The sequence below is a fragment of the Mycolicibacillus koreensis genome (assembly GCF_002104795.1).
Classification (GTDB): domain Bacteria; phylum Actinomycetota; class Actinomycetes; order Mycobacteriales; family Mycobacteriaceae; genus Mycobacterium; species Mycobacterium koreense.
Map to the genome: position 1 here is coordinate 24,485 of NZ_NCXO01000033.1, position 23,797 is coordinate 48,281.

A 23,797-nucleotide genomic window follows, 5' to 3' on the forward strand; every position below is an offset into this window, starting at 1 on the left:
GGGTCCTTCCCGCTACACGGCCGGCGGTCGCGGCGTCAGTTTGGCTTTAATGGCGTACTTGGCGGCCCCGGCGGGTCCGTGGTGGTCACCGCCGGCGGCCGCCGGAAGCCCGCCCGGCACCCCGGCGAACGGCATCTGCGCCGAGGCCGCGCCGGCTCGGGCCACCCCGTTCAGGGCGGCGGCGGGATTGGCCGCGGTGGGTGCGGCGGTGCCCCAGCTGGCCGGCACCGAAAGGCGCCCGGCGCTGGCGGCCTGCCCGGTGGCGGCGCTGACCGGTGTGGCTGCGCCCGCGGTGCTGGCGGCCGGCGCGGCGGCCGGGGCGGCGCCCTCGGCCGCGATCGCCTCCCCAGCGCCCAGGTCGGTCTCGCCGGTGAGCGCCGCCGGCGGGATGGCGCTGAAAATGGAAGCGGCCGAGCCGAAGTTGCTGACCTGGCCGATGCCCATCATTGCGGCGTTACTCAGCAAGCTGGCCACCGGGCCGTAGGAGCCACCGCCGGTGACCATCCCCAGCAGACCCGACGACGCCGCTGACGAGCCGACATCCAGCGTGCTCAGCGACTCGGTGCCGCCGTAGGAGGCGGCGTTGGAGCCGAGGGTGTGCACCACCATCTGATGAATCGCGTCGGCCTGGGCGCTGATCTGCTGATACAGGGTGCCGTAGGCGGAGAACTGGGTGGCCTGCAGCGCCGAGACGGGGTCGGCGGCGGCCGGGGCGATCGTCGTGGTCGGGGCGGCGGCGGCGCCGTTGTGGGCGGCCAGGGCGGAGCCGAGTGCCTCCAGGTTGCCGGCGGCGACCGACAGGGCCTCCGGGCGGGTGGTGACAAAAGACATGTCTGCTCCTCGTCTGCAGAACGCGGACTCAACGAATGTGTTGCCACGCTAATGAATTGCGGGCTCAGCCTGCGCGTTCGAGTGACGAGAGAAAGGATCGTTAACGGTCTTTTAACACCCGGGCCCCATTTTTTAACGGAGTGTTTTCACCGGGCGTTTTCTCTGGAAATTTGCTGAAAGAATGGTGGGAGTGGTCGGGGTCGAGAACACCGGGACCGAGAACACCTAGGCAGCCCTAGGCAGCCCTAGGCAGCCCTAGGCAGCACGGTGCAGCACGAACCCCCGGTAGCCCTCGCGGGCGACCTCGTCGCAGATGTCGAGATACACCCCGAAGCCGCCGATGAACAGCATGAAGATCCGCGGTTTGCCGGGAACGTTGGCACCCATATACCAGGAGTTCGCGCGGGGGAACAGCGTCGCGTCGGCGAGTCGGTTGCATTCGGCGATCCAGTCCGAGACCGCCTCGGGGGAGGCCTCGATCGCGGCGTACCCGTGCTCGTCGAGGTAGGTGATCGCCGCGGCGATCCAGTTCACATTCGCTTCGGCGTGCAACACCATGTTGGCCAGCACCGCCGGGGAGCCGGGCCCGGACAGCAGGAACAGGTTCGGGAAGCCGTCGATGGCCATCCCGAGGTAGGTTCGCGGCCCGTCGGCCCATGCGTCGACCAGGCGCCGGCCGTCGCGACCGGCGATGTCGATCTTGGCCAGCGCACCGGTCATGGCGTCGAACCCGGTCGCCAACACGATCGCGTCGAGGTCGTAGTGCGCGTCGGAGGTGTTGATCCCGGTCGCATCGATGGATTCGATCGGTGTGGAGCGGACGCTGATCAACTCGACGTGCGGGCGGTTGAAGGTGGCGAAGTAGTTCGTATCGGTGCAGATCCGCTTCGTGCCGATCGGATGGTCGTTGGGGATCAGCAGGTCCGCCAGGTCGGGGTTGTCGATCATGGCGCGGACCTTCTCCTCGTAGAACTTGCGCGCCTCCTCGTTCGCCTGCAGGTCGGTCATCTGGTCGGCGAAGGTCTTGGAGAACAACACCCCGCCGAGATCCCAGCGCTTCTCGAATGCGGCGCGACGCTCCGCGGGGGAGGCCTCCATCGTCAGCTTCGGGTGCGTCACATGCGGTGAGCCCCCGCCGCTCTGCCACGAGCGCCGCCGGCGCTCGGCGTAGGTGGCCTTGATCTCGACGAGTTCGTCGTCGGTCAGCGGGCGGTTGCCCGCCGGGACGCTGTAGTTGGGGGTGCGCTGGAAGACGTAGAGGTGATCGGCCTGCTCGGCGATCACCGGGATCGACTGGATCCCCGAGGAGCCGGTGCCGATGACCGCGACCCGTTGACCGGTGAAATCCACGCCCTCGTGCGGCCAGTGGGCCGTGTGATAGATCCGGCCGGCGAAGTCCTTGAGCCCGGGGAAATCCGGTGTCAGTGCCGCCGACAGCGGTCCGGTCGCCATGACGACGAAACGGGCGCAGACGTTCTCGGTTCCCTCCGGGCCCTCGGCGGTGACCTGCCAGCGGCCGGTCGCCTCGTCCAGCGTCGCCGCCGTCACCCGGGTGTTGACGGTGATTCCGTTCCGCAACTGCAGTTTGTCGGCGACCCAGTTGATGTAGGCGAGGATCTCGGTCTGGGTCGCGTACTTCTCGCTCCACGACCACTCCTGCTGGAGCTCATCGGAGAACGAGTAGCAGTAGTCGACGCTCTCGACGTCGCACCGCGCGCCCGGATAGCGGTTGAAATACCACGTGCCGCCCACGTCGGGCGCCGCCTCGAACACCCGCACGGAGAGCCCCTGGCCGCGGAGTTTGTGCAGAGCGTAGAGCCCGCCGAATCCGGCTCCGACCACAACGACATCGGTCTGGCTGTCCGTCATATTCGTCACGGTCCGCACCGTAGGGTCGGCGGCGGGCCGCAGCAGACCCGCTTCCCGGTGACCGGGCGACGCGGTCTGGTCCCGGCGGTCCGGACCGCTGCGGTGATGATTAACTTCCGCTGACCGGGACAGCCGCCCGCGAACACCGCTCCGGCCGTCACCATCATGGGCATGACGAAACGGGTTATCGACAGCGTCGCCGAACTCTCCGACAAGCTCCGCGATCAGGCCGCCGAAGCCGAGAAGATCGGCAAACTGACCGACGACACGGTCAAGATCATGAAGCAGATCGGGTCCATCCGCTTGCTTCAGCCGAAACGCCACGGCGGCTTGGAGGTCCATCCGCGTGAGTTCGCCGAGACCGTGATGGCGACCGCGGCCCTCGACCCGTCGGCGGGCTGGATCAACGGCGTCGTGGGTGTGCATCCCTATCAGCTCGGATATGCCGACCCCCGTGTCGCCGAAGAGATCTGGGCCGACGACGCCGACACCTGGATCGCCTCCCCCTACGCCCCGCAGGGGGTCGCGAAGCCGGTCGACGGCGGCTACATCTTCAACGGCCGGTGGCAGTTCAGCTCCGGCACCGACCACTGCGACTGGATCATATTGGGCGCCATGGTCGGTGGCAGCGACGGCAAGCCGCTCATGCCGCCGCAGATGCTGCACATGATCCTTCCCCGCAAGGACTACGAGATCGTCGAGGACTCGTGGGATGTCGTAGGTTTGCGCGGCACCGGGTCCAAAGACGTGATCGTGAAGGACGCGTTCGTTCCGGACTACCGCACGATGGACGGAATGAAGGTCATGGACGGCTCGGCGCAACGGGAAGCCGGGATGACCGAGCCGCTGTATCTGATGCCGTGGTCGACCATGTTCCCGCTGGGCATCAGTTCCGCGGCCATCGGCATCGCCGAGGGCGCGCTGGCCGCCGCCCTGGACTATCAACGGGAGCGGGTGACCTCCAGCGGGGTCGCGATCAAGGACGACCCGTATGTGATGTTCGCGATCGGCGAGGCCGCGGCCGATATCGAATCCGCGCGTACGGAGCTGCTGGTCAACGTCGACCGCATCTACGACGTCGTCGCCGCCGGCGGCGAGGTCGACTTCGCCGATCGGGCCGCCGGGCGCCGCAACCAGGTGCGGGCGGTGTGGCGTGCGGTCTCCGCGGTCGACGAGGTGTTCGCCCGCTGCGGGGGGAACGCGACCCGCATGGACAAGCCGCTGCAACGCTACTGGCGTGACGTCCACGTCGCCCAGGCCCACGCCATCCACGTCCCCGGTACCGTGTACCACGCCTCGGCGCTCAGCTCGCTGGGTGTGGACCCGCAGGGGCCGCTGCGGGCGATGATCTGAGGGCCCGGCGATGATCAGCAGTCCGATCAAGAGTCTCGGCTACGTCATCGTCCAGGCAACGGACCTGGACCGCTGGCGTCACTTTGCCTTCGACGTTCTGGGCTTCGCCGAGGGCACCGGCGCCGATCCCGGCGCGCTGCACCTGCGGATGGACGAACGGTCCGCGCGCATCGTCGTCACGCCCGGCGAGGCCGACAGGATCGTCACCATCGGATGGGAGGTCCGCGACGGTGAGGCGCTGACCGATCTGGCGCGCGCCCTCGACGGCGCCGACGTGCCCTACCGGCACCTGTCGCAGCAGGAGGCCGACGACCGCCGGGTGGAGCAGGCCATCGCCTTCGACGACCCGTCCGGGCGGGCGCTGGAGGCGTTTCACGGCCCGGTCCTCGACCACAGCCCGGTCGTCACCCCGTTCGGCGCGCGGTTCGTCACCGGCGATCAGGGGCTCGGCCACGTCGTGGTGCCGGCCCTCGACGTCGAGGCCAGCGTCGACTTCTACACCCGGGTGCTCCGATTCCGGTCCCGCGGCGCCTTCCGGGTGCCGGTGCCCGCGGAGTTCGGGCCGGTGCGGGTGCGTTTCCTCGGGGTCAACCAACGTCACCACAGTCTGGCGCTGTGCCCGGCGTCGACCCTGCGCGACCCCGGCCTGATCCATCTGATGGTCGAGGTGGACACCCTCGACGCGGTCGGCCAGGCGCTCGACCGCGTGAACCGCGACGGCTTCCCGCTGTCCTCGACGCTGGGTCGGCACACCAACGACAAGATGGTGTCGTTCTACGTGCGCGCCCCCGGCGACTGGGACATCGAGTTCGGCACCGCCGGTGCGCGGGTGGACGAAGCGTTCTACACCGCCGAGGAGATCACCGCCGACAGCTACTGGGGACACCAGTGGGTCGATGACCTCCCGGCGGCGATGCGGCCCTAAAGGAGGGTCCAGCCGGCCCACCCCGTGCCTGGGGCCCCATTCGGTCCGATCATGTGACAAGACGCACATATGTGTGATAGTCATATTTCTAGACGACATATGCCTATCAGTAATATCTGGTCTTGGAGGACTGATTCATGACAGCGACCTTCGCGCCGCCCGCCCCGATCGCCCCCGCCGAGCCCAGCGATGCGCCGAAGGCGGTCATCGACCGTGTCTCGCTGATCCTGGACGCGTTCGAGGGGCCGGGGCGGCTCACCCTGGCCCAGATCGTGCGTCGCACCGGCCTGCCGCGATCGTCGGCGCACCGGATGCTGGAGAGCCTCGTCCAGCTGCGCTGGCTGCGCCGCGACGGCCGGGACTACGAACTCGGCATCCGGCTGGTCGAGCTGGGATCGCTGGCGATGCACCAGGATCGCCTGCACAACGCCGCCCTGCCCAAGCTGCGCGAACTGCACGCCGCAACCGGGCTGGTCGTGCACCTGGCGATCTTGGACGGGCCCGACGTCTTCTTCATCGAGAAGATCGGCAACCGGATGGCCTCGGCCATCCCCACCCGCGTCGGCGGGCGCCAGCCCGCGCACTGCACCGCGCTGGGCAAGGCGCTGTTGGCCTACGTCGACCCCGCCGAGCTCGACGAGATCTGTGCCGGGCCGTTGGCACACCGCACCCGCTACTCGATCGCCACCGGTACGCAGCTGCGGGCCGAGCTGGGCCGGATCCGCGAACGCGGTGTCGCCGTCGACCGGGAAGAGGCGATGGCCGGCGTGGGCTGTCTGGCGGCGCCGATCGGCAACCCCGGTGAAGCCGTGGCCGCGCTGTCGGTCTGCGGCCCGGCGGGCCAGATGACGTTCGATCAGCGGCTGGCCTCGCCGGTGCGGATGACCGCGCTGGCGATCTGGCGGGCCATGGAGGCGCGCATCGGTCGCGTGGCGCCGACCCTGCAGAAGATGCGGCCGCTGTCGGCCAGCCCCCTGGCGCACGGGCCGAGCCGGGAGCTCGCCGGGCGCCGGCCGGCGTGAGCGCCACCAAGGCGCCCCACGACAGCCTCGACCCGCAGATCGCCGCGATCATCGCCGATCTGGACGCGGGATTCCCTGCGGTGCACACCATGTCGGGAGCCCAGGCCCGCGCCGCGATCCGCCGGCGATTCGTCGCGCCGACATCCCCGGAGCCGGTGGCCGCGGTCGACGACGTCGTCGTCGCCGGCACGGGCGGGCCCATCGCGGTGCGGATCTACCGCCCGGCGGCGCCGGGGCCGATGCCCACCCTGCTCTACGCCCACGGCGGCGGGTGGGTGTTCTGCGACCTGGACAGCCACGACGGGTTGTGTCGCGACTTCGCCAACCGCATTCCCGCCGTCGTCGTCGCCGTGGACTACCGGCGGGCGCCGGACGAGGGCCGGTGGCCGGCCGCCGCGGAGGATCTCTACGACGCCTGCCGGTGGGCTGCCGACGAGTGTTCGCGCTGGGGCGGTGAGCGTCGGGCGCTGTTCGTCGGCGGGGACAGTGCCGGGGGTAACCTCGCCGCCGTCACCGCACTGCTCGCACGCGACCGCGGTGGCCCGGCGCTGGCCGGTCAACTGCTGCTGTACCCGATCGTGGCCGCCGATTTCGACAACGACTCCTACCGCCGGTTCGGATCCGGTTTCTACAACCCGCGTGAGGCGCTGCAGTGGTACTGGGACCAGTACGTGCCCGACCCCGCCGACCGTCGTGACCCCTACGCCTCGCCCTTGAACGCCGATCTGGACGGGCTGGCGCCGGCCGTCCTCGTCGCCGCCGGTCACGATCCGCTGCGCGACGAGGCCATCGCCTACGCCGAGGCACTGCAGGCCGCGGGTGTTCCGACCGTGCAGCGCTACTACGACGGCGCCATCCACGGCTTCATGACGATGCCGTCACTCGACATCTGTCGGGACGCCCGAGCCCGGGCGTGCGCCGACGTCGCCGACCTGGTCAGCAGAATCCTGGGCGACTGAGCGAGCCGCGGAATCCGCACTGGCATACCGCTGGTCGGGGTCCAGGACGCAATGGGTGCGGGAGAACACCGTCACCATGCACTTGTTGTTGTGGTTGCAGCGGCTGCGTGCCGTCGGATCGTCGCGCAGGGTGTTGACCAGGTCCGGTTCGCGCAGCAGCGCCCGCCCCATCGCCACGAAGTCGAACCCCTCCTGCATCGCGGTGTCGAAGTGCCCGCGTTCGGTGATCCCGCCCAGCAGAATGAGTTTCGTGTTCTGCACGACGGGCACGAACTGCCGTGCCGCCTCCAGCATGTACAGGTCGTGGTACGGGTAGCTGCCCATGATCGACTTGCCCAGCATTCGGACGGCCGGGCGCAGAGCCGGGGGCATCACCCGGGCGAACTCGCGCACCGGCACATCACCCCGGAACAGATACATCGGTTTGTACACCGACGATCCCTGGGTCAACTCGATCGCGTCGAGCATCGCGTCACCGTCGAGCAGCTGCACCGTTCGCAACGCCTCGTCGAGCCAGATGCTGCCGGGCAGACCGTCGTCCATGTTGACCTTGGCGATGAGTCCGAGCCGGTCGCCGACGACCTCGCGGACCCGGGCGGCGATCTCGCGAACCAGCCGTGAGCGTGCGTCGATGTCGCCGCCGTATTCGTCCGTGCGCCGGTTGATCAACGGGCTCAGAAACGAGCTGGGCAGATACAGGTGACCGAAGTGCAGTTCGACGGCGTCGAAGCCCGCGTCGGCGGCCACCCGGGCCGCCTGGCCGAATTGGTCGATGACGGCGGCGATCTCGTCGCGGCTGATCGCCCGGCAGTAGGCCAGCGACGTCGGATTGATGAATCGGCTCGGTGCCATCGCGGTGACCCCGGTCAGCTTCTTCGGTGCCACCACACCCGCGTGTCCCAACTGGGCCGAGATCGCTGCGCCGGCCTCGTGGACGGCGTCGGTCAACCGGCGCAGCCCCGGCACCGCTGCGGGGGCCATCACGATCTGGCCCGGGGCGCTGGCTCCCTGCGGCGACACACAGCAGTAGGCGACCGTCGTCATCCCCACACCGCCTTCGGCGTAGCGGCGGTGAAAGTCGATCAGGTCGTCGGTGACGGACCCGTCGGGGGAGCGTCCCTCCGACGTCGCGGCTTTGATGATGCGATTGCGCAGACGCACCGGCCCGAGTCGGGCGGGGGCGAAGGGATCGGGGCTGCGATCATCCATCGGGCTACAGTCACCGCCCCGGCCGGGGACGTCAACGGCGCTCTCCCGATCTCCGGGATGACGACCGGTCCGGCGAAACCCGCGCGCCCTACGCTGCTGGTATGTCCGATGCGCAGAGTCGCGACGTCGTCTTCGTCGTCGACCGGGTGGAGACCAAGCCCGGGCAGGCCCGAGAGTTCGTGCAGCGCTACCTCGCCGAATACGCCCCCGGGGCCCGTGAGCGCGGGATGACGTTGCAGCACATCCTGGTCAGCCCGCCCATCTGGTTTCCCGACCGGTCCAACACCGTCACCGCGACCTGGACCCTGCCCGGGCCGACACAGTGGTGGCAGATGACGTGGAAGGGTCGCGTTGACCCGCAGCTGGGCCGGTGGTGGTCGCAGATCGAGGCCCTCGTCGAGTCGCGAACCCGGTCGGTCGCCGCGGCCGCCGACCACGTCGATGCGCTGTGCGCGGTGACGGACGGCACCGATGTTTAGCGTGACCCGACTGGTGGACGTGGCGCCCGACGAGCGCCAACCGGTGCTCACCGCGCTGAGCGCCGCCGCCGAGAGGACGCGCCCCCGACGCTGGCTGGTCGCCCCGACCAACCCGTCCTCACGCAACGGCGGGGACATCCTGGTCCATCTGCGCTTCGACGACGCCGATCGCTGGCAACGCGGCGCAGGCGAATTCGCCGAGATCCTCGCCGGGCCGGCGATCACCCGCGTCAACGGCGCCACTTACCGTGGGACGCCGACCTCGCGCGGGGCGGCCGGGACCGTCTACCGGACCCTGTTGCTGCGGGTGCATCCGGGCGCGGACGCGCAGCGGGTGAGGCAGTTCGAGCAGGAACTGGCGGCGATGGCGGATTTCATCGGCGCGATCCGCGCCTGGCAGCTCAGCACGGTCATCGACCCGGTCGGGGCCACACCGTGGACCCATGTCTTCGAGCAGGAGTTCGCCGACGCCGCCGCGTTGACCGGCAGCTACCTGATGCACCCCATTCACTGGGCGTCGGTGGACCGCTGGTTCGACCCGGAGACACCCGATGTCATCGTCTTTGACCGGGTCTGCCACAGCTTCTGCGCCATGGCCCACCCGGTGCTGAGCTGAACGACCCTAGATCCCGGCCGGCGGGATGTGGGGATTGGCCGTGGCGGGCGGTTCCAGCGGCGGCAGGACCTGCGAGCCGTCCAGGCTGTGCACCGCAAGACCCTGGGACCACGGGTAGTTCAGGCTGAACGCCACCAGTCCCGTTCGCTGGGCAGCCGGCCGATGGCACATCGCCAGCACCGTCTCCGCGAGGTATTCCACCGGCTCGGTCGGGAAGGTCTCGGGGATCAGGGCGTCGGCCCCGGGGGTGCGCACCGCGCTCGTGGGCCCCACCGCGTTCACCGCGATGTTGGCGTCGACGAGTTCGGCGGCCAGCCCCTGGGTGAACCGGTGCAGCGCCGCCTTCACCGATGCGTAGATGACGTCGCCGGCGGTCTTGTTGTAGTCGCGATAGGGCCGAACCGGCGGTAGGCCGGTCACCGACCCGATATTGACGATCCAGCCCGCGCCGTTCTGCCGCATGTACGGTATCACGTTCTGCGCCAACCGAAACGGTGTCCGCAGATAGTGCTCGACGGTCCGGTCGAAGGTGTCGGCCGGCATCGTCTCGACCACCGAGTAGTCGGCGAACCCGGCGTTGTTCACCAGGATGTCGATCCGGCCGGTCCGCTCCACGACACCGGCGACCAGATCGGTGCGTTGCCGGTCGTCCTCGAGGTCGGCGGCCAGGCCGAACGCTCGGCCCCCGGCGGCCTCGATCAAGGCCACCGTCTCGCCGATGGTGCCCGGCAGCGCGGTCGACTGCTGCGCGCGGATCGACGCCGACGGGCTGTGCGACCGGGCGGTGACGGCCACCGTCGCTCCCTCGGAGGCCAATCGCTGTGCGATGGCGCGGCCGATCCCGCGGCTGCTTCCGGTCACCAATGCGGTCTTTCCGGTGAGAAGTCCGCTCACGCGATCACGAGATCCTCTTCGACCGGGGCGCGGTGGCTGCGCCACACGTCGATCAGCCGAAACGGGAAGGCGGTCACGATGCGTCCACCGGCCGACCGATAGTAGGTGTGCGCGGTCGGGGTGTGGCACCAGACGGTGTCGGCCATCGCCTCGTCGATCGCGGCGACGTAGTCGCTGAACGCCTCGGGGCGCACCTCGATGGTCGACGCATCGCGCAGCGCCATCAACTGCAGGCACTCCATCACGTAGTGCACCATCACCTCGACGCCGAAATTGTGTCCGGCGCCGTGGCCGGGACTGTAGTTCGGCGCCGAGGAGATGAACATGTTGGGGAAGCCCGGCACCATCCCGCCCCGGTAGGCGCTGGGGCTGCCGCCCCACACCGCGGCGAGTTCGACCCCGTCGCGGCCCCTGATGTCGACCGTCGACAGGAAGTCGAGGTGATAGCCGGTGGCGTAGATGATGACGTCCAGGTCGATCTGTCGGCCGTCACCGGTGACGATGCCACGTTCGTTGACGCTGGCGGGTTCGGCGTTCTCGACGTCGACGTGCGGGCGGGTCAGCGCGGCGTAGTAGCCGCCCGGGTCGCGGATGATCCGCTTGCCGTAGGGCGCGAAATCCGGTGTCACCTTCGCGGCCAGTTCGCTGTCGGCGCCGAACGTGCGGGCGATGTAATCCTGACAGATCCGGAGCAGGACATCGTTGGCCGGCGAGATCGACAGCGGATTCTCCGCCGCCCACTGCGGGTCGCGGATGATGACCGGGAAGTTGTTGTCCGCGGTGCCCCAGAACGACTTCAGCCGAGTCCAATTCGCGTAGAAGGGCACATGGTTGTTGAGCCAGCGCTTGTGTTCGGGAACGTCGTCGGTGAGACGCTTGCGGGGCGCCACCCAGTGCGGCTGACGCTGGAACACCGTCAGATGCTCCACCTCGTCGACGCAGGCGTCGACGATCTGAACGGCGGTGCAGCCGGCCCCGATGATCGCGACCCTCTTGCCCGACAGATCCAGGGCCGGATCCCACTGCGCGGAGTGCACGCTGATGCCCGCGAAGGTCTCCCGGCCCGCCAACTCCGGCCACCGGGGACGATTGAGGTAGCCGGCCGCCGGGATCACCACGTTCGCGTGGATCTCCTCGTGCACCCCGTCGGTGTCGACGGTGCGCACCCGCCAGTGCCGGCGTTCGTCGTCCCACCACATCGCCTCGACCTCGGTGTCGAACCGGATGTGGTCGCGAAGGCCGTTCTTGTCGCACACCGAGACCAGGTAGTCCTGATACTCGCCGCCGTAGGGGTAGTAGCTCGACCAGTCCCCGTTGATGTCGCGGGACAGCGAATAGTAGGCCGAGGGCGTGTCCACGCCGATCCCCGGATACTTGGTCGTGTACCAGGTGCCGCCGACCTCGCTGTTTCGGTCGATGATCTCGAAATCGATGCCGGCGTCGGCGAGTTCCAGAGCAGCCGCCAGACCCGCGATCCCCGCCCCGACAACGACCACCTTGAAATCGGGCGGCAGTTCCGCGGTGCGCGGCAGCACCGGCTGAAACGGGTGGAAGCCACCCTGCTCAAGAAGCAGACCGATGTACTCCTCGCTCACCTCGGTTCCCAGTGCCAGCGGGGCGATCCGGGCGAACAGCGCCGGATCGTCGTGCGGCACCGCCGAATCCGGTCGCTCTGCGGTCATCGCCTCGGCAACCGCGTCCACCAGCGCCGACATGGTGTCCTCGTCGGTCGCACCGATGACCTCCGGCGGATCCGGAACGAAAGTGATGTGGGGGGCGAACCGGTCGGCCACGGTGGCGTCCCCGGTGAGTTGGGCCAGCACCGCCACCAGCACGCCCGCGTCGGCCTCCCGCAGCATCGCGCGCATCTCGGCGGGGTCTGAGCCCACGTCGCCGACCGCCGTGGTCCCGTCGCTCGTCATCGAACCTCCTCGCTCGTCGTGCCGAGTATGGCCAAAGCCCAGCGCCGCAAGCGCCGGTTTGTCTACTGAGCGGGAGGTCGGTTGGTGGCCGCCCGCCGGCCACCTACAGTCACCGCCATGCCCGACCTCGACACCGTCCTGGTGCCGGCGCGCAGCCACGCCATCGGCGACATACCCCGACGGACCGCGCGCCGGACCCCGCACAGAACCGCCGTGATCGACGGCGCGGTCAGCGTGACCTTCGCCGAGTTCGAGCATCTGGTCGACCGCGCGACCGCCGCACTGCACGAGCACGGCTTCGGCCCCGGCGACCGGATCGCGCTACTGTCGCGCAACTGCTGGCAGTACGCCGTGCTGGCGTTCGCCACCGCCCGCGCCGCCGTGGTCCTGGTCCCGGTCAACTTCATGCTCACCGCCGAGGAGATCGCCTACATCCTCGGGCACAGCCGTGCGACCGGCTTCATCGTCGAAGCGGACCTGACCGATACCGCCGAGACGGCGATGGGGCTCGGCGGGATCGTCTCGACCCGCGCGGCCATCGTCCCCGCCGGCCAGAGCCTCCCGCGGGGCTGGGACGACTTCGACCGGTGGCTGGACACCACAGCGGACGCACCCGCGCCGAACGTCGCCGACGACCAGATGATCCGTTTGATGTACACCAGCGGGACCGAGGCGCACCCCAAGGGCGTCATGCACTCCAGCCGCAGCCTGATGGGCAACTACATCAGTTCGATCATCAACGGATCGATGACCGGTGACGACGTGGAGATCCACTCGCTGCCGCTGTATCACTGCGCCCAACTGGACAACTTCTTGATCCCCGATGTGTATCTGGGGGCCACCAGCATCATCGTGGCGCGCCCGGACCCCGCACTGGTGCTGGAGGCCATCGAGAAGTACGGCGTGACCAAGTATTTCGGCCCGCCCACGGTCTGGATCTCGCTGCTGCGATCCCCGGAGTTCGACCGGTCCGACCTCAGCAGCCTCCGTAAGGGCTACTACGGCGCCTCGCCGATGCCGATTGAGATCCTCGCCGAGATGCGCCAGCGTCTGCCCGACCTGCAGTTGTGGAACTTCTACGGCCAGACCGAGATGGCTCCGGTCGCTTCGGCGCTCGGCCCCGAGGACCAGGACCGCCACGCCGGAGCCGCGGGCCGGCCGGTGATCAATGTCGAAACCGCGATCGTCGACGACGACACCAATCCGGTCCCACAGGGAACGACCGGTGAGATCGTGCACCGCAGCCCGCATCTGATGCTCGGCTACCTCGATGACGACGACAAGACCGCGGAGGCGTTCCGCGGCGGATGGTTCCACTCGGGGGACCTCGGCTACGTCGATGAGCACGGGCTGCTGCACGTCGTCGACCGGAAGAAGGACATGATCAAGACCGGGGGCGAGAACGTCGCCAGCCGGGAGGTCGAAGAGGTCCTCTACCGGCACTCCGGGATCGAAGAGGCCGCGGTATTCGGTCTTCCCCACCCGCGGTGGGTCGAATCGGTCGCCGCGGCTGTCGTGTGCCGCGACGGGACCGACCTGTCCGAGGACGACATCGTGGCGCATTGCCGAACGCACCTGGCCGGCTTCAAAACCCCCAAGCACATCTACTTCGTGGACTCCCTTCCGAAGAACCCCAGCGGGAAGCTGCTCAAACGTCAACTGCGCGAGCTGTTCGGGTCCACTGGGCGGGAAGAAGACATCCGATTCAGCGCCGACACCCATAGCGTTACTGGAACACAACAGGTTCGGTGAACTGAAGGGATCAGGAACATATGGCGTTCACGGGTCGAATCGCGCGATTCGATGCTCCGGGAAAACCGTTCGAGATCGACACGGTCACGCTGCCGGAGCTGGGGCGCGGGGAGACGTTGATCAAGGTCAGCCGCACCAACATCTGCGGATCGGACCTGCACGCCTGGCACGGTTCCTTCGCCACGCGAGGGCTCGGTGGGCAACTGCCGACCGTGCTCGGCCATGAAATGGTCGGAACCGTCGAGGCGCTCGGCGAGGGTATCCGCACCGACGCCGACGACGCTCCGCTGCAGCAGGGCACCCGCGTCGTCTTTCCGTACTTCTTCTGCTGTCATCGGTGCCGGAACTGTCTGGCCGGCAGACGCAACGCCTGCTTGAAGCTGTCGATGGCGATGCTCGGGCGTGCCGATCAGCCCCCGTATTTCGTCGGCGGCTACGGAGACTACTTCCTGCTGCCGGCTGGGGCGGTGCTCTACACGGTCCCTGATTCCGTCCCGGATTCCATTGCCGCCGGAGCGAACTGTGCGCTTTCCCAAGTGATGTACGGATTGGAACGGGTCGACCTGCAGGGCGGTGAGCACGTCGTCGTCCAGGGGGCGGGCGCGCTCGGTCTGTACGCGGTCGCGGTGGCCAAGAGCCGTGGAGCTGCGAAGGTCATCGCGATCGACGGGGTTGCGGAGCGGCTCGCGTTGGCCACCGAGTTCGGGGCCGACGAGACCATCGACATCAGCCACGTCGACTCCGACCGGGAACGCATCAAGATGGTCCGGAGCCTGACCGGCGGGCACGGCGCCGATGTCGTGGTGGAGGTCGTCGGGAGCCCTGCGGCCATCGACGAGGGTCTCAAGATGCTCGGCCAGTTCGGCCGCTACGTCGAGATCGGCAACATCAACATCGGCCAGACCTTCGAATTCGACCCGTCGCGCTTCGTGTTCGGCAACAAGACCATGTTCGGTGTGTCGCTGTACGATCCGGCAGTTCTGGGGCGGGCAATGACGTTCTTGGCCAGCCATCAGGCCACATTGCCGCTGGAGCGGCTCACCGCCGAGTGCTATCCGCTAGATGAGATCAACGAGGCGTTCGCTGCCGCCGACAGCAGGAACAGTGTTCGTGCCGGCATCGTCTTCTGAACGAAAGTAGTTGAGAAATGCATGATTACGACCGTTCTAAGTTGTTCATCGACGGTCGATGGGTGCCGGCGTCGGGAACCGGGCACATCGATGTCGTCAACCCGGCCACCGAGGAGGTGATCGGCCGGGTCCCCAGCGCGACGGACGCGGATGTCGAGGCCGCAGTCGCCGCCGCTCAGCGTGCCTTCGATCCTGTGGTGAGTGTCGGCGAACGCCGCGAGCGTCTCGACGCGGTGATCGCGGCCATGACGAAACGTCTGCCCACCATCGCCGAGACCATCACCGACGAGATGGGCGCCCCGATCCGGGTCGCACAGACGGTCCAGACGCAGGTACCGCTCGCGGTCGCGAACGGTTTCGTCGAGGCGCTGGCCTCCTACCGGTTCGAGGAACGCATCGGCAATTCGCTGGTGACCCGTGAACCCTACGGCGTGGTCGCCGCGATCACCCCGTGGAACTATCCGCTGTACCAGGTCGTCGCGAAGGTGTTGCCGGCCATCGCCGCCGGATGTCCGGTGGTCCTCAAACCCAGCAACGAGGCGCCGTTGTCGGTGTTCGAGTTCATCGACGCGGTCGCCGAGGCCGGTCTACCCGACGGGGCGGTCAACCTGGTGTCGGGACCGGGCGCGGCGATCGGCGAACGGCTGGCGGGGCACCCGGGCGTCGACGTGGTGTCGTTCACCGGCTCCACGCAGGTGGGAAGCCGGGTCGGGGAGGTGGCCGGCCGGACGATCAAGAAGGTCGCGCTGGAACTCGGCGGGAAGTCGGCCAACGTCGTCCTCGACGGCGCAAACCTGGCCGCCGCGGTCAAAGTCGGTGTCGGCAACGCCTTCCTCAACGGCGGGCAGACCTGCATGGCCTGGACCCGGCTGCTGGTGCCCGAGAAGCACTATCAGGAGGCGCTGGAGATCATCGAGACCGCGGTGGGGAAATACACCGTCGGCGATCCGCGGGAGAAGGACACCCGCATCGGCCCGCTGGCCTCGGAGAACCAGTACGAGACGGTGCGCGGATACATCGAACGCGCCGAACGCGACGGGGCCAGGCTACTCACCGGCGGCGCCGACCCGGTCCGCGACGTCGGCTACTACGTCGCGCCCACGGTGTTCGCCGACGTCGACCCCGACTCCGAGCTGGGCCAGGAGGAGGTGTTCGGCCCGGTCCTGGCCGTCATCGCCTACACCGACACCGACGACGCCCTGCGCATCGCCAACGGGACCCCCTACGGCCTGTCCGGCGCGGTCTGGGCCGGCGACGACGAGACCGCGATCGGGTTCGCCCGGCAGGTCCGCACCGGCCAACTCGACATCAACGGCGGTCCGTACAACCCGGCGGCGCCGTTCGGCGGCTACAAGAAATCCGGCCTCGGTCGCGAACTCGGCCGTGTCGGCTTCGAGGAGTTCCTCCAAGTGAAGTCTCTACAGTTACCCGCATGAGTACCGTCAAACCCCTGCTGATCGAGGGGCACGAAGCGATCCAGACCTGGACGATCAACGTGCCCGACGCCGGTAACGCGATCACCGGCGCGGACCTCATCGCCGCGGTGGAGACCGCCGTCGACGCCGCCAACGCCGACACCGGGATCGGGGCGATCATCCTGACCGGTTCCGGACGCATCTTCTCCGCCGGCGGCAACGTCAAGGAGATGGCCGACCGCCGCGGCCTGTTCGGCGCGGACCCACTCGACCAGCGCTACGGCTACATCGACGGGATCCAGCGGATTCCCCGCGCGCTGGGGCGCCTGGAGGTGCCGTTGATCGCGGCGGTCAACGGGGCGGCGATCGGTGCCGGCTGCGACCTGGCCGCCATGTGCGACATCCGCATCGCCTCCGAGCAGGCCTATTTCGCGGAGAGCTTCGTGCAGCTCGGGCTCGTTCCCGGCGACGGCGGCAGCTGGTTTTTGCAGCGCGCGGTCGGCTACGAGCGCGCCGCCGAGATGACGTTTACCGGCGATCGCATCGACGCCGCCACCGCACACCGGTGGGGCCTGGTCAGCCAGGTCGTCGCGCACGACGACCTGCTCAGCGCCGCCCAGGAACTGGCGGAGCGGATCGTGAAGAACCCGCCGAAAGCCCTGCGGATGGCCAAACGCCTGCTGCAGGAGTCGCGGACGGGGTCGCTGGAATCGACGCTGGGTATGGCCGCGGCCATGCAGCCACTCGCCCACGGCGACCCCGAACACCAGCGCCGTCTGTCCCGGTGGAAGACGCGGTGATGACGCTGCCGCGACTCGTCGCCCCGGCGACCGTCGACCCCGCCGCCACCGCCGCCCTGCGCACCGAGGTGCGGGCATTTCTGGCCGACCAACGCGCGGCCGGTGCGTTCACCCCGGGTGTGGACTCGTGGCTGACCGGCTGGGACGAGTCCTTCACCGCCGCGCTGGCCGCCCGCGGCTGGCTGGGGATGACGGTGCCGACCGAGTTCGGCGGTGCCGGGCGCACCCACCTGGAGCGCTTCGCGGTCACCGAGGAACTGCTGGTCGCCGGTGCCCCGGTCGCCGCGCACTGGATCGCCGACCGCCAGATCGTGCCGGCGCTGCTCAAATACGGCACCGACGAGCACAAACACCGCTACCTGCCCGCGATCGCCGCCGGTGAATGCTTCTTCGGTATCGGGATGAGCGAACCGGACTCCGGGTCGGATCTGGCCAGTGTGCGCACCCGGGCGACGCGGGTCGACGGCGGCTGGTCGCTCAGCGGCACCAAACTGTGGACGTCGGGGGCCCACCGGGCGCACGCGTTCATCGTGCTGGCCCGCACCGAGGCGGTGGACACCACCGACCGGCACGCCGGTCTGAGCCAGTTCATCGTGCACCTGGACACCCCCGGAGTCGAGGTGCGCCCGGTCGTCTCGATGAACGGCCAGCACCACTTCAACGAGGTGATCCTCGACGGGGCGATCGTGCCCGACAGCGCGGTCCTGGGGGTGATCGGCGACGGCTGGCACCAGGTGACCTCCGAGCTGAGCTTCGAGCGCAGCGGCCCCGAACGCCTGCTGAGCACCTTCATCCTGCTGACCCATCTCACCGAGGCGATGGCCGCAGACCAGCTTCCCCGCGACGCGACCCTGGGACGGCTGGTGGCCCGGGTGGCCGGGCTGCACCAGATGTCGGCCGCGGTGGCGACGGCGTTGGAGCGCGGCGAACGCGCCGATCTGCCCGCGGCCGTGGTCAAGGTGCTGGGCACCACCACCGAGGGCGACATCGCTGATTTCGCCGACACGAACACCGGTGACGACATGACCGCCGCGCCGGGCCTGACCGACATGGTGGCCGCCGCGGTCGACCAACGACCCGGATTCACCCTGCGCGGGGGCACCAACGAGGTGCTGCGCGGGGTGATCGCCAGGGGATTGGGGATGCGATGACCGCCACCGAGTTCAGCACGGATCTGGGCGTGGACCCCGACCTGATCGCGATGATGGACGGCGTCTTCGCCGAGCACCGGCGCACCCGGGAGCAGACCGGCCCGGTGGTGGGCGACGCGGCGCTGTGGCAACGCCTCGACGGGCTCGGGCTGCTGCGGCTGACCGGCGCGCAAGAATCCGGGGGCAGCGGCGCGGGCTGGCCGCAGGCCGCCGAACTGCTGGCCGCCGCGGTTCGCCACGGCATCCGGATCCCCGTCGCCGAGCATGACCTGCTCGCCTGCTGGCTGCTGGAGACCGCCGGGTTGCCCGGCGACGCGGCGGCGCGAACGGTGTGCGTCGTCGACGGCGCCGGGACGGCCCGGCGGGTGCCGTGGGCCTCGGCGGTCGACCGGGTGGTCGTCGTGTGGCGCGACGGCGCCGACTACCGGCTCGCCGACCTCGACGTCGACGACCGGCGCGTGCAGATCAGCCGTGGCGTCAATCTGATCGGTGAGCCCCGCGACGACATCGGCGTCGAGACCGCCGCGTTGACCGGTGCGCCGGTGGCGCCCGCCGCGGTGCACACGCTGGGCCTCAAGTCGGCGCTGGTGCGGTCGGTGCAGGTCTGCGCGGCCATGGACGCCGCCCTGGCCCTGGTGGTCGAGTACACGTCACAACGCCTGCAGTTCGGGCGCCCGGTGTCGAAATTCCAGGCGGTGCAACACATGGTCGCCGACATCGCCGCCGAAGCCGCCCTGGCCCGCGCCGCCACCGAGGCCGCCCTGGCGGCCGCGGTGGCCAGTGAATGGGCCCCAGACAAGCTCGACAAGCTCGAGTTCCTCGTCGCGGCGGCACGGTCGTGCACCGGCCATGCCGCCTCGACGGTGACCCGCAACGCACACCAGGCGGTCGGGGCGATCGGAACCACCCGCGAACACCGGCTGCCGGAGTTCACCCGCGCCGCGTTGGCCTGGCGATCGGAGTTCGGTTCCGTCCGGTCCTGGGATGCCCGGCTCACCGATGCGGCGCTGGCCGCCGGACCCGCCGGGTTGTGGAGCCTGATCGCCGACTGATCAAGCGTTCCACTGATCGGGCACCGCGGTGCCACCCCGCGCGTCCCCGCGGTTCACTGTGCACACCGACCCACCACACCGACGAAGGACACCACTGTGAGCGAAGCCGTCATCACGCTGACCGAACTGCAAAACTTCCTCGGCGCCTTCTGGTTCCACTACGACGAGGCGCACTACGAGGAGATCACCGCAGCGTTCGCCGAGGATGCCCACTACGCGAGCCGCAGCGATTCCGGGTCATGCCCGTTCGAGGAGACCCTGACCGCCGACCTGTCCGGCGCGGCGGCCATCGGCCCCTGGCTGACCGAGCATCGCCAGGAGAGCCCGTCGCCGTTGCGGCATCACTCCACCAACCTCCACATCACCGGCACCGACGGGGACGTGACGTACGCGCGGCACTACCTGCTGGTCAACCAGGTGACCAACTTCGTTCCGTTCGCCGTGTCCAGCGGTGTCGTCGAGATCGGTGTGCGCCGTGCCGGCTCAACGCTGCAGTTCACGAAGATGGACGTCGTGCTCGACGTCACCGATTCGGTGCCGCTGAGCGAAATCGCCGCCGCCACCCCGTGAGTCCGGCCGAGGAGAACTTCGGCGGCGGCGTCGCCGTCATCACCGGCGCCGGGGCCGGGATCGGTGCCGGGCTGGCCCGCCACGCACACCGCCTCGGAATGACCGTCGTCCTGGCCGACGTCGACGGTGCGGCTGTGGAGCGCCTCGGCGAGGAGATCACCGCGGCCGGCGGCACCGCCGTGGCGTCGGTCTGCGATGTGCGCGACCCCGACGCCGTGGCCGACCTGGCGCAGCGGACCTACAGCGAGCTCGGTCCGGTGCGGCTGTTGGTCAACAACGCCGGCATCGAGCAGTTCGGCTACCTGTGGGACACCCCGGTGGCGAACTGGAACAAGGTCATGGACATCAACGTCGGCGGCGTCTACCACGGGGTGCGCGCCTTCCTGCCGAAGATGATCGCCGCCGCCACCACGGCGTGGGTGTGGAACATGTCGTCGATCGGTGGTGTCGCCGCCGTTCCCCTGCAGGCGCCCTACATCGTCAGCAAACACGCGGTGCTGGCGTTGACCGAATGTCTGCGCCTGGAGGTGGAGATGGCCGGGCACGCCGACCTCATCACCGTTCAGGCCGTCCTGCCGGGCGCGGTCCGCTCCAACATCTTCGAGGCCGCCGGCGGGGTCGACGCCGAGCAAGCCGGTGTCGACGCGGCCGCCGCGGAAGGCCACCGGGCCGCGATGCTCGACATCAAGGCCGAGGCGATGGATCCCCTCGACGCCGCCGCGCGCATCTTCGACCAGTCCGCCGCGGGCCGCTTCTACCTGCTGACCCAGCCGGACTACGTGGCCTCGGCGATGACCGAACGGGCCCGGACCCTGACCGAACAGACCCCGCCGCGCCTGCGCACCGAGCAGCGGTTCGACCCGCGCCGAGACCGGCGATGACCGACCGGCGACCCGAGTTGGACCCCGACGCCGCCCAGCGGGTGGCGGCGTTCGGGCCGCCGGTGCCGATGCGGCAGCGCGGTCTGCACGCGGTGCGGGAGTCGATCGAATCCGCGCCGCCGCCCACCGATATGCCGGCGATGAGCGAGATCACCGACATCGGCGTGCCGTCCGGGGCGCGCGACATCCCGGTGCGGCTGTACCGCCCGGTGCCGGCCGGCGACGACCCCAGCCCGATCATGGTGTACCTGCACGGCGGTGGGCTGGTGATGGGCTCCAACCGGTCGTTCGAGCCGCTCGCGCGGGGCTTGGCGCACGAGTCCGGTGCCGTCGTGGCCGCCGTGGACTACCGGTTGGCGCCGGAGTATCCACCGCCGGCACAGTTCGACGACGCCTACGTGGTGACCGCGTGGCTCAGCGCCCACGGCGGGTCACTCGGCCTCGACACCGAACGCCTGGTCGTGGCCGGCGACAGCGCCGGGGGCGGGTTGGCCGCGGCGGTGGCCCTCGCCGCCCGCGACCACCGCGGGCCGGAGATCTTCGCGCAGGTGCTGCTGTATCCCGGCGTGGACCGGGACATGGCGGCGGACTCGATCACCGCGCTGCGCGACGCCCCCATGCTGGGCCACGACGACATCGTCTACCTGCACGAACTGGCCGACACCGGCGCCGGCGGCTCCCACGATTGCTACCGGGTGCCCGCCTATGCGACCGACCTCTCCGGACTGCCGCCCGCCGTCGTGGTCACCGGTGCGTGCGACCCGATCCGCGACTGGGGCGAACGCTACGGCCACCGGTTGCGCGCCGCCGGCGTGCAGACCACCGTCACCCGCTATCCGGGCATGTACCACGGGTTTTTGATGCGCTACGGCGCCACCGCGCGCGGTCGGCTCGCCATGGCCGAGATCGGAGCGCTGCTGCGGGCGAAGTTCGCCCACCCCCTGCCGTTCGCCGCGCCGCGCGCGTCGGCGCAGCGCCCACCCGGCCAGCCCGATTAACCTCCCGGTGGCTGGAATCCGGGCGTCGGGACATGAGGTGACGCGGCGCACAATCGACGGCAACGATGGCGCAACGCTGGCCTACAGCTGGCCGGAGCCGGACTGCAACGATTACGAAGGAGTCGCCCCGATGCTCACCGAAGAGCGGCGCATGGAATTGTCCGACATTCTGCGGCCCGCCGCGCCTCCGCGGGAAATCACCGACGTCTACACCGACGACCAGCGCAACCGGCTGCTCGACATCGTGCACCGGGAGGGGCCGTGGCGGTTGATAATCGCGCAGCACTTCGCCTCGCCCGACGAGTTGATCGCCACGATGAGCGGTCGTTTTCCGGAAGGGTTCACCCCCACCCTGGATCTGTTCCTCACACCCACGTTCCGCGGGTTCCTCGCCAACTACGGCACGGCGCTGTACCCGGAGGTGCAGGACTGCTTCTACAACCCCGACTTCGTGGAGATGGCCAAGTCGTACTGGAAAGCCGACTACGCCAAGCCGCAGATGATGCTGTTCAACATCAACGGCCCGTGCGCCAACCGGGACCCCGGCCACCTGGACTCGCCGAGCTTCCGTGGCATCCGCTATGAGAACGCACCCACCTGGCTGGTCAGCGTGATGGGCAAGTCGGGCCTGTTCCAGGACTACCTCATCAAGATGGCCCAGGTGATCACCTGGTTCTCCCTGGATGGCACCAGCGGGTTCACCTACTGGCCGGAGGGGCCGTTGAAGCAGCCTCAGCGCATCATGCCGCCGGTCTACAACCGTGGCGTCGTCGTCCAGAACGAGATGCTGGTCCACCGGGGCGAAGCCAACGGGCCGTTGGATCAGCAGGTCCCCGAAGGACTCTCGTTCGACACGGTGTTCGGCGGTGATCCCGCATCTCGCGAGCACTGGCTTTTGAAGAACGGCGAGCAGGTGATCGCCCGGCACCACACCGACGAACTCCGGTTCCTGGTGCACTGGTCGGCGGAGGTCTTCGAGGACTACGACGAGCTGCGCAAGAACATGGACGGCTCCGACGACCTGACCATCGACAAGGCGATCGACATGATGGTCGATGACCTCGCCAAGAGCGGAACCAAAATCGACATCCCGGCCGAACCGCTGCACGACCCGCAGTTCATCAATGCGCTCAACGCCGGCTACGACCTCGGTGGGCCGGCGATCTACCCGGAGGGGGCATTCCCGAGCGCATTCCAGTTGGCGTGACCGGGCGTCGCCGAGCCCGGTGACCCCGATGGATCAAAGCGACCGGCGTGACCGGATTCTGACCGCGGCACTGCGCCACGCCGGCAACGGCTACCGGGAGGTGCGGATCCGGGAGGTCGCCGACGCCGCCGGGGTCGTCACGAGCACCGTCTACAGCCATTTTCCGTCCAAGGACGGTCTGCTGCTGGAGTGCCTGCTGGACTGGCTGGAGTGTTTCGCCGACGAGGGCGGGGTCACCACGGTCGACGCCGACGATCCCTACCGGCGACTGCTGCGCACCATCGAGGCCATCACCGATCAGCTTCCGCTGACACCGCGGCGCGCCGATTCGATGGCTCGGTCCTATCTGCACGCGACCGGGGCCGCGGCACGCACCGCTGAACTGGTGCGAGCGACGTTGATGCGGATCTTCACCGAAGCCTTGAGCCGCGACCGGCCTCGGCCGTTGGATCACGACCGACACGTCGCCGAACTGGTCACCGACGTGTGGATCGCCTCCGCTCTCGCGGTCGCCCAGAACCGGGCCACCCAGGATGATCTGCACCAGCGGCTCGGACACGCCATCGCCGCGATCCGCGAGACCGCCGCGCGCCGGGCGGCAGCGCACCCGGCGGTCACCGGACCATGAGGTCACCGCCCAAGCTATGGGGCTTGGGCCCCTTCGCGTTGGATTTCCAGGGCGATTTCGATGAGTTGGTCTTCCTGGCCGCCGATGAGTTTGCGCTGTCCGGCGCGGTGGAGCAGTTCGTGGGCGGGCACACC

The 23,797-nt window shown here is 69.1% G+C and carries 22 protein-coding genes and 1 pseudogene; 17 read left to right on the forward strand and 6 right to left on the reverse strand.

Going from position 1 to position 23,797, the window contains the following annotated elements; all coding sequences use genetic code 11:
• Positions 1–12: 12 nt before the first annotated feature.
• Together B8W67_RS21550 and B8W67_RS14285 are read right to left on the reverse strand one after the other, a co-directional pair.
• Positions 13–831 (reverse strand): PE family protein, encoded by an 819-nt coding sequence (locus B8W67_RS21550; RefSeq protein ID WP_085304620.1) that lies wholly within the window; start codon positions 829–831, stop codon positions 13–15.
• Positions 832–1,086: 255 nt separating this feature from the next.
• Positions 1,087–2,700: a flavin-containing monooxygenase gene (locus B8W67_RS14285; RefSeq protein ID WP_174254796.1), complete on the reverse strand. Its 1,614-nt coding sequence runs from the start codon at positions 2,698–2,700 to the stop codon at positions 1,087–1,089.
• A gap of 171 nt (positions 2,701–2,871) precedes the next feature.
• Between B8W67_RS14285 and B8W67_RS14290 the strand changes: the two genes are divergently transcribed.
• The 4 genes from B8W67_RS14290 to B8W67_RS14305 all read left to right on the forward strand — a co-directional run bounded on the left by B8W67_RS14290 (position 2,872) and on the right by B8W67_RS14305 (position 6,959).
• Positions 2,872–4,053, forward strand: coding sequence for an acyl-CoA dehydrogenase family protein (locus B8W67_RS14290; protein WP_069393696.1), 1,182 nt, complete (start codon positions 2,872–2,874; stop codon positions 4,051–4,053).
• A gap of 10 nt (positions 4,054–4,063) precedes the next feature.
• Positions 4,064–4,978 carry a VOC family protein gene (locus tag B8W67_RS14295; RefSeq protein ID WP_085304623.1) on the forward strand — a complete coding sequence of 305 codons (915 nt, stop codon included), beginning with the start codon at positions 4,064–4,066 and terminating at the stop codon, positions 4,976–4,978.
• Between the two features lie 137 nt (positions 4,979–5,115).
• Positions 5,116–6,000, forward strand: a complete 885-nt coding sequence (locus B8W67_RS14300) for an IclR family transcriptional regulator (RefSeq protein WP_069393698.1) — start codon at positions 5,116–5,118, stop codon at positions 5,998–6,000.
• On the forward strand, positions 5,997–6,959 hold the full coding sequence (locus B8W67_RS14305) for a LipP1 family hormone-sensitive lipase (protein WP_234806763.1): 963 nt from the start codon (positions 5,997–5,999) through the stop codon (positions 6,957–6,959). The genes B8W67_RS14300 and B8W67_RS14305 overlap by 4 nt, the downstream gene beginning before the upstream one ends.
• Here the strand turns inward: B8W67_RS14305 and B8W67_RS14310 are convergent.
• Positions 6,879–8,168, reverse strand: coding sequence for an NADH:flavin oxidoreductase (locus tag B8W67_RS14310; protein WP_069393700.1), 1,290 nt, complete (start codon positions 8,166–8,168; stop codon positions 6,879–6,881). The two genes, B8W67_RS14305 and B8W67_RS14310, sit on opposite strands and share 81 nt — an antisense overlap.
• A gap of 101 nt (positions 8,169–8,269) precedes the next feature.
• On the opposite strand from B8W67_RS14310, the gene B8W67_RS14315 reads away from it, so the two are divergent.
• Positions 8,270–8,647 (forward strand): hypothetical protein, encoded by a 378-nt coding sequence (locus tag B8W67_RS14315; protein WP_085304625.1) that lies wholly within the window; start codon positions 8,270–8,272, stop codon positions 8,645–8,647.
• The gene (locus B8W67_RS14320) at positions 8,640–9,263 is read left to right on the forward strand and encodes a Dabb family protein (RefSeq protein WP_069393702.1); all 624 of its coding nucleotides are present in this window, start codon (positions 8,640–8,642) and stop codon (positions 9,261–9,263) included. The genes B8W67_RS14315 and B8W67_RS14320 overlap by 8 nt, the downstream gene beginning before the upstream one ends.
• A 6-nt stretch (positions 9,264–9,269) precedes the next feature.
• Here the strand turns inward: B8W67_RS14320 and B8W67_RS14325 are convergent, their stop codons facing one another.
• Together B8W67_RS14325 and B8W67_RS14330 are read right to left on the reverse strand one after the other, a co-directional pair.
• Positions 9,270–10,157 (reverse strand): SDR family NAD(P)-dependent oxidoreductase, encoded by an 888-nt coding sequence (locus B8W67_RS14325; protein ID WP_069393703.1) that lies wholly within the window; start codon positions 10,155–10,157, stop codon positions 9,270–9,272.
• Complete coding sequence (locus B8W67_RS14330; protein WP_085304626.1) at positions 10,154–12,079, reverse strand: flavin-containing monooxygenase; 1,926 nt, start codon at positions 12,077–12,079, stop codon at positions 10,154–10,156. Before B8W67_RS14330 ends, B8W67_RS14325 begins: the two co-directional genes overlap by 4 nt.
• Positions 12,080–12,196: 117 nt before the next feature.
• On the opposite strand from B8W67_RS14330, the gene B8W67_RS14335 reads away from it, so the two are divergent.
• The 11 genes from B8W67_RS14335 (at position 12,197) to B8W67_RS14385 (ending at position 23,663) form a co-directional block, all read left to right on the forward strand.
• Positions 12,197–13,831, forward strand: a complete 1,635-nt coding sequence (locus tag B8W67_RS14335) for an acyl-CoA synthetase (RefSeq protein ID WP_085304628.1) — start codon at positions 12,197–12,199, stop codon at positions 13,829–13,831.
• Positions 13,832–13,851: 20 nt separating this feature from the next.
• Positions 13,852–14,961: a zinc-binding dehydrogenase gene (locus B8W67_RS14340; protein ID WP_069393705.1), complete on the forward strand. Its 1,110-nt coding sequence runs from the start codon at positions 13,852–13,854 to the stop codon at positions 14,959–14,961.
• A 17-nt stretch (positions 14,962–14,978) separates the two neighbouring features.
• On the forward strand, positions 14,979–16,397 hold the full coding sequence (locus tag B8W67_RS14345; RefSeq protein WP_069393706.1) for an aldehyde dehydrogenase family protein: 1,419 nt from the start codon (positions 14,979–14,981) through the stop codon (positions 16,395–16,397).
• The gene (locus B8W67_RS14350) at positions 16,394–17,176 is read left to right on the forward strand and encodes a crotonase/enoyl-CoA hydratase family protein (protein ID WP_069393707.1); all 783 of its coding nucleotides are present in this window, start codon (positions 16,394–16,396) and stop codon (positions 17,174–17,176) included. The genes B8W67_RS14345 and B8W67_RS14350 overlap by 4 nt, the downstream gene beginning before the upstream one ends.
• A complete protein-coding gene (locus tag B8W67_RS14355) occupies positions 17,176–18,327 on the forward strand; it encodes an acyl-CoA dehydrogenase family protein (protein ID WP_069393712.1) in 1,152 nt (383 codons plus the stop codon). The genes B8W67_RS14350 and B8W67_RS14355 overlap by 1 nt, the downstream gene beginning before the upstream one ends.
• Entirely contained in the window at positions 18,324–19,379 is a 1,056-nt protein-coding gene (locus tag B8W67_RS14360) for an acyl-CoA dehydrogenase family protein (protein ID WP_069393708.1), read from the forward strand. The genes B8W67_RS14355 and B8W67_RS14360 overlap by 4 nt, the downstream gene beginning before the upstream one ends.
• A 96-nt stretch (positions 19,380–19,475) precedes the next feature.
• Entirely contained in the window at positions 19,476–19,949 is a 474-nt protein-coding gene (locus tag B8W67_RS14365; RefSeq protein ID WP_174254755.1) for a nuclear transport factor 2 family protein, read from the forward strand.
• Entirely contained in the window at positions 19,946–20,830 is an 885-nt protein-coding gene (locus B8W67_RS14370; protein WP_069393709.1) for an SDR family NAD(P)-dependent oxidoreductase, read from the forward strand. The genes B8W67_RS14365 and B8W67_RS14370 overlap by 4 nt, the downstream gene beginning before the upstream one ends.
• On the forward strand, positions 20,827–21,828 hold the full coding sequence (locus tag B8W67_RS14375; protein ID WP_069393710.1) for an alpha/beta hydrolase: 1,002 nt from the start codon (positions 20,827–20,829) through the stop codon (positions 21,826–21,828). The genes B8W67_RS14370 and B8W67_RS14375 overlap by 4 nt, the downstream gene beginning before the upstream one ends.
• A 130-nt stretch (positions 21,829–21,958) precedes the next feature.
• A complete protein-coding gene (locus B8W67_RS14380; protein ID WP_069393714.1) occupies positions 21,959–23,035 on the forward strand; it encodes a hypothetical protein in 1,077 nt (358 codons plus the stop codon).
• A gap of 28 nt (positions 23,036–23,063) precedes the next feature.
• Positions 23,064–23,663 carry a TetR/AcrR family transcriptional regulator gene (locus B8W67_RS14385; RefSeq protein ID WP_069393711.1) on the forward strand — a complete coding sequence of 200 codons (600 nt, stop codon included), beginning with the start codon at positions 23,064–23,066 and terminating at the stop codon, positions 23,661–23,663.
• 14 nt (positions 23,664–23,677) lie between these two features.
• Here B8W67_RS14385 and B8W67_RS14390 read toward each other — a convergent pair.
• Positions 23,678–23,797: pseudogene (locus B8W67_RS14390) on the reverse strand (4-hydroxy-2-oxovalerate aldolase); the annotation flags it as partial.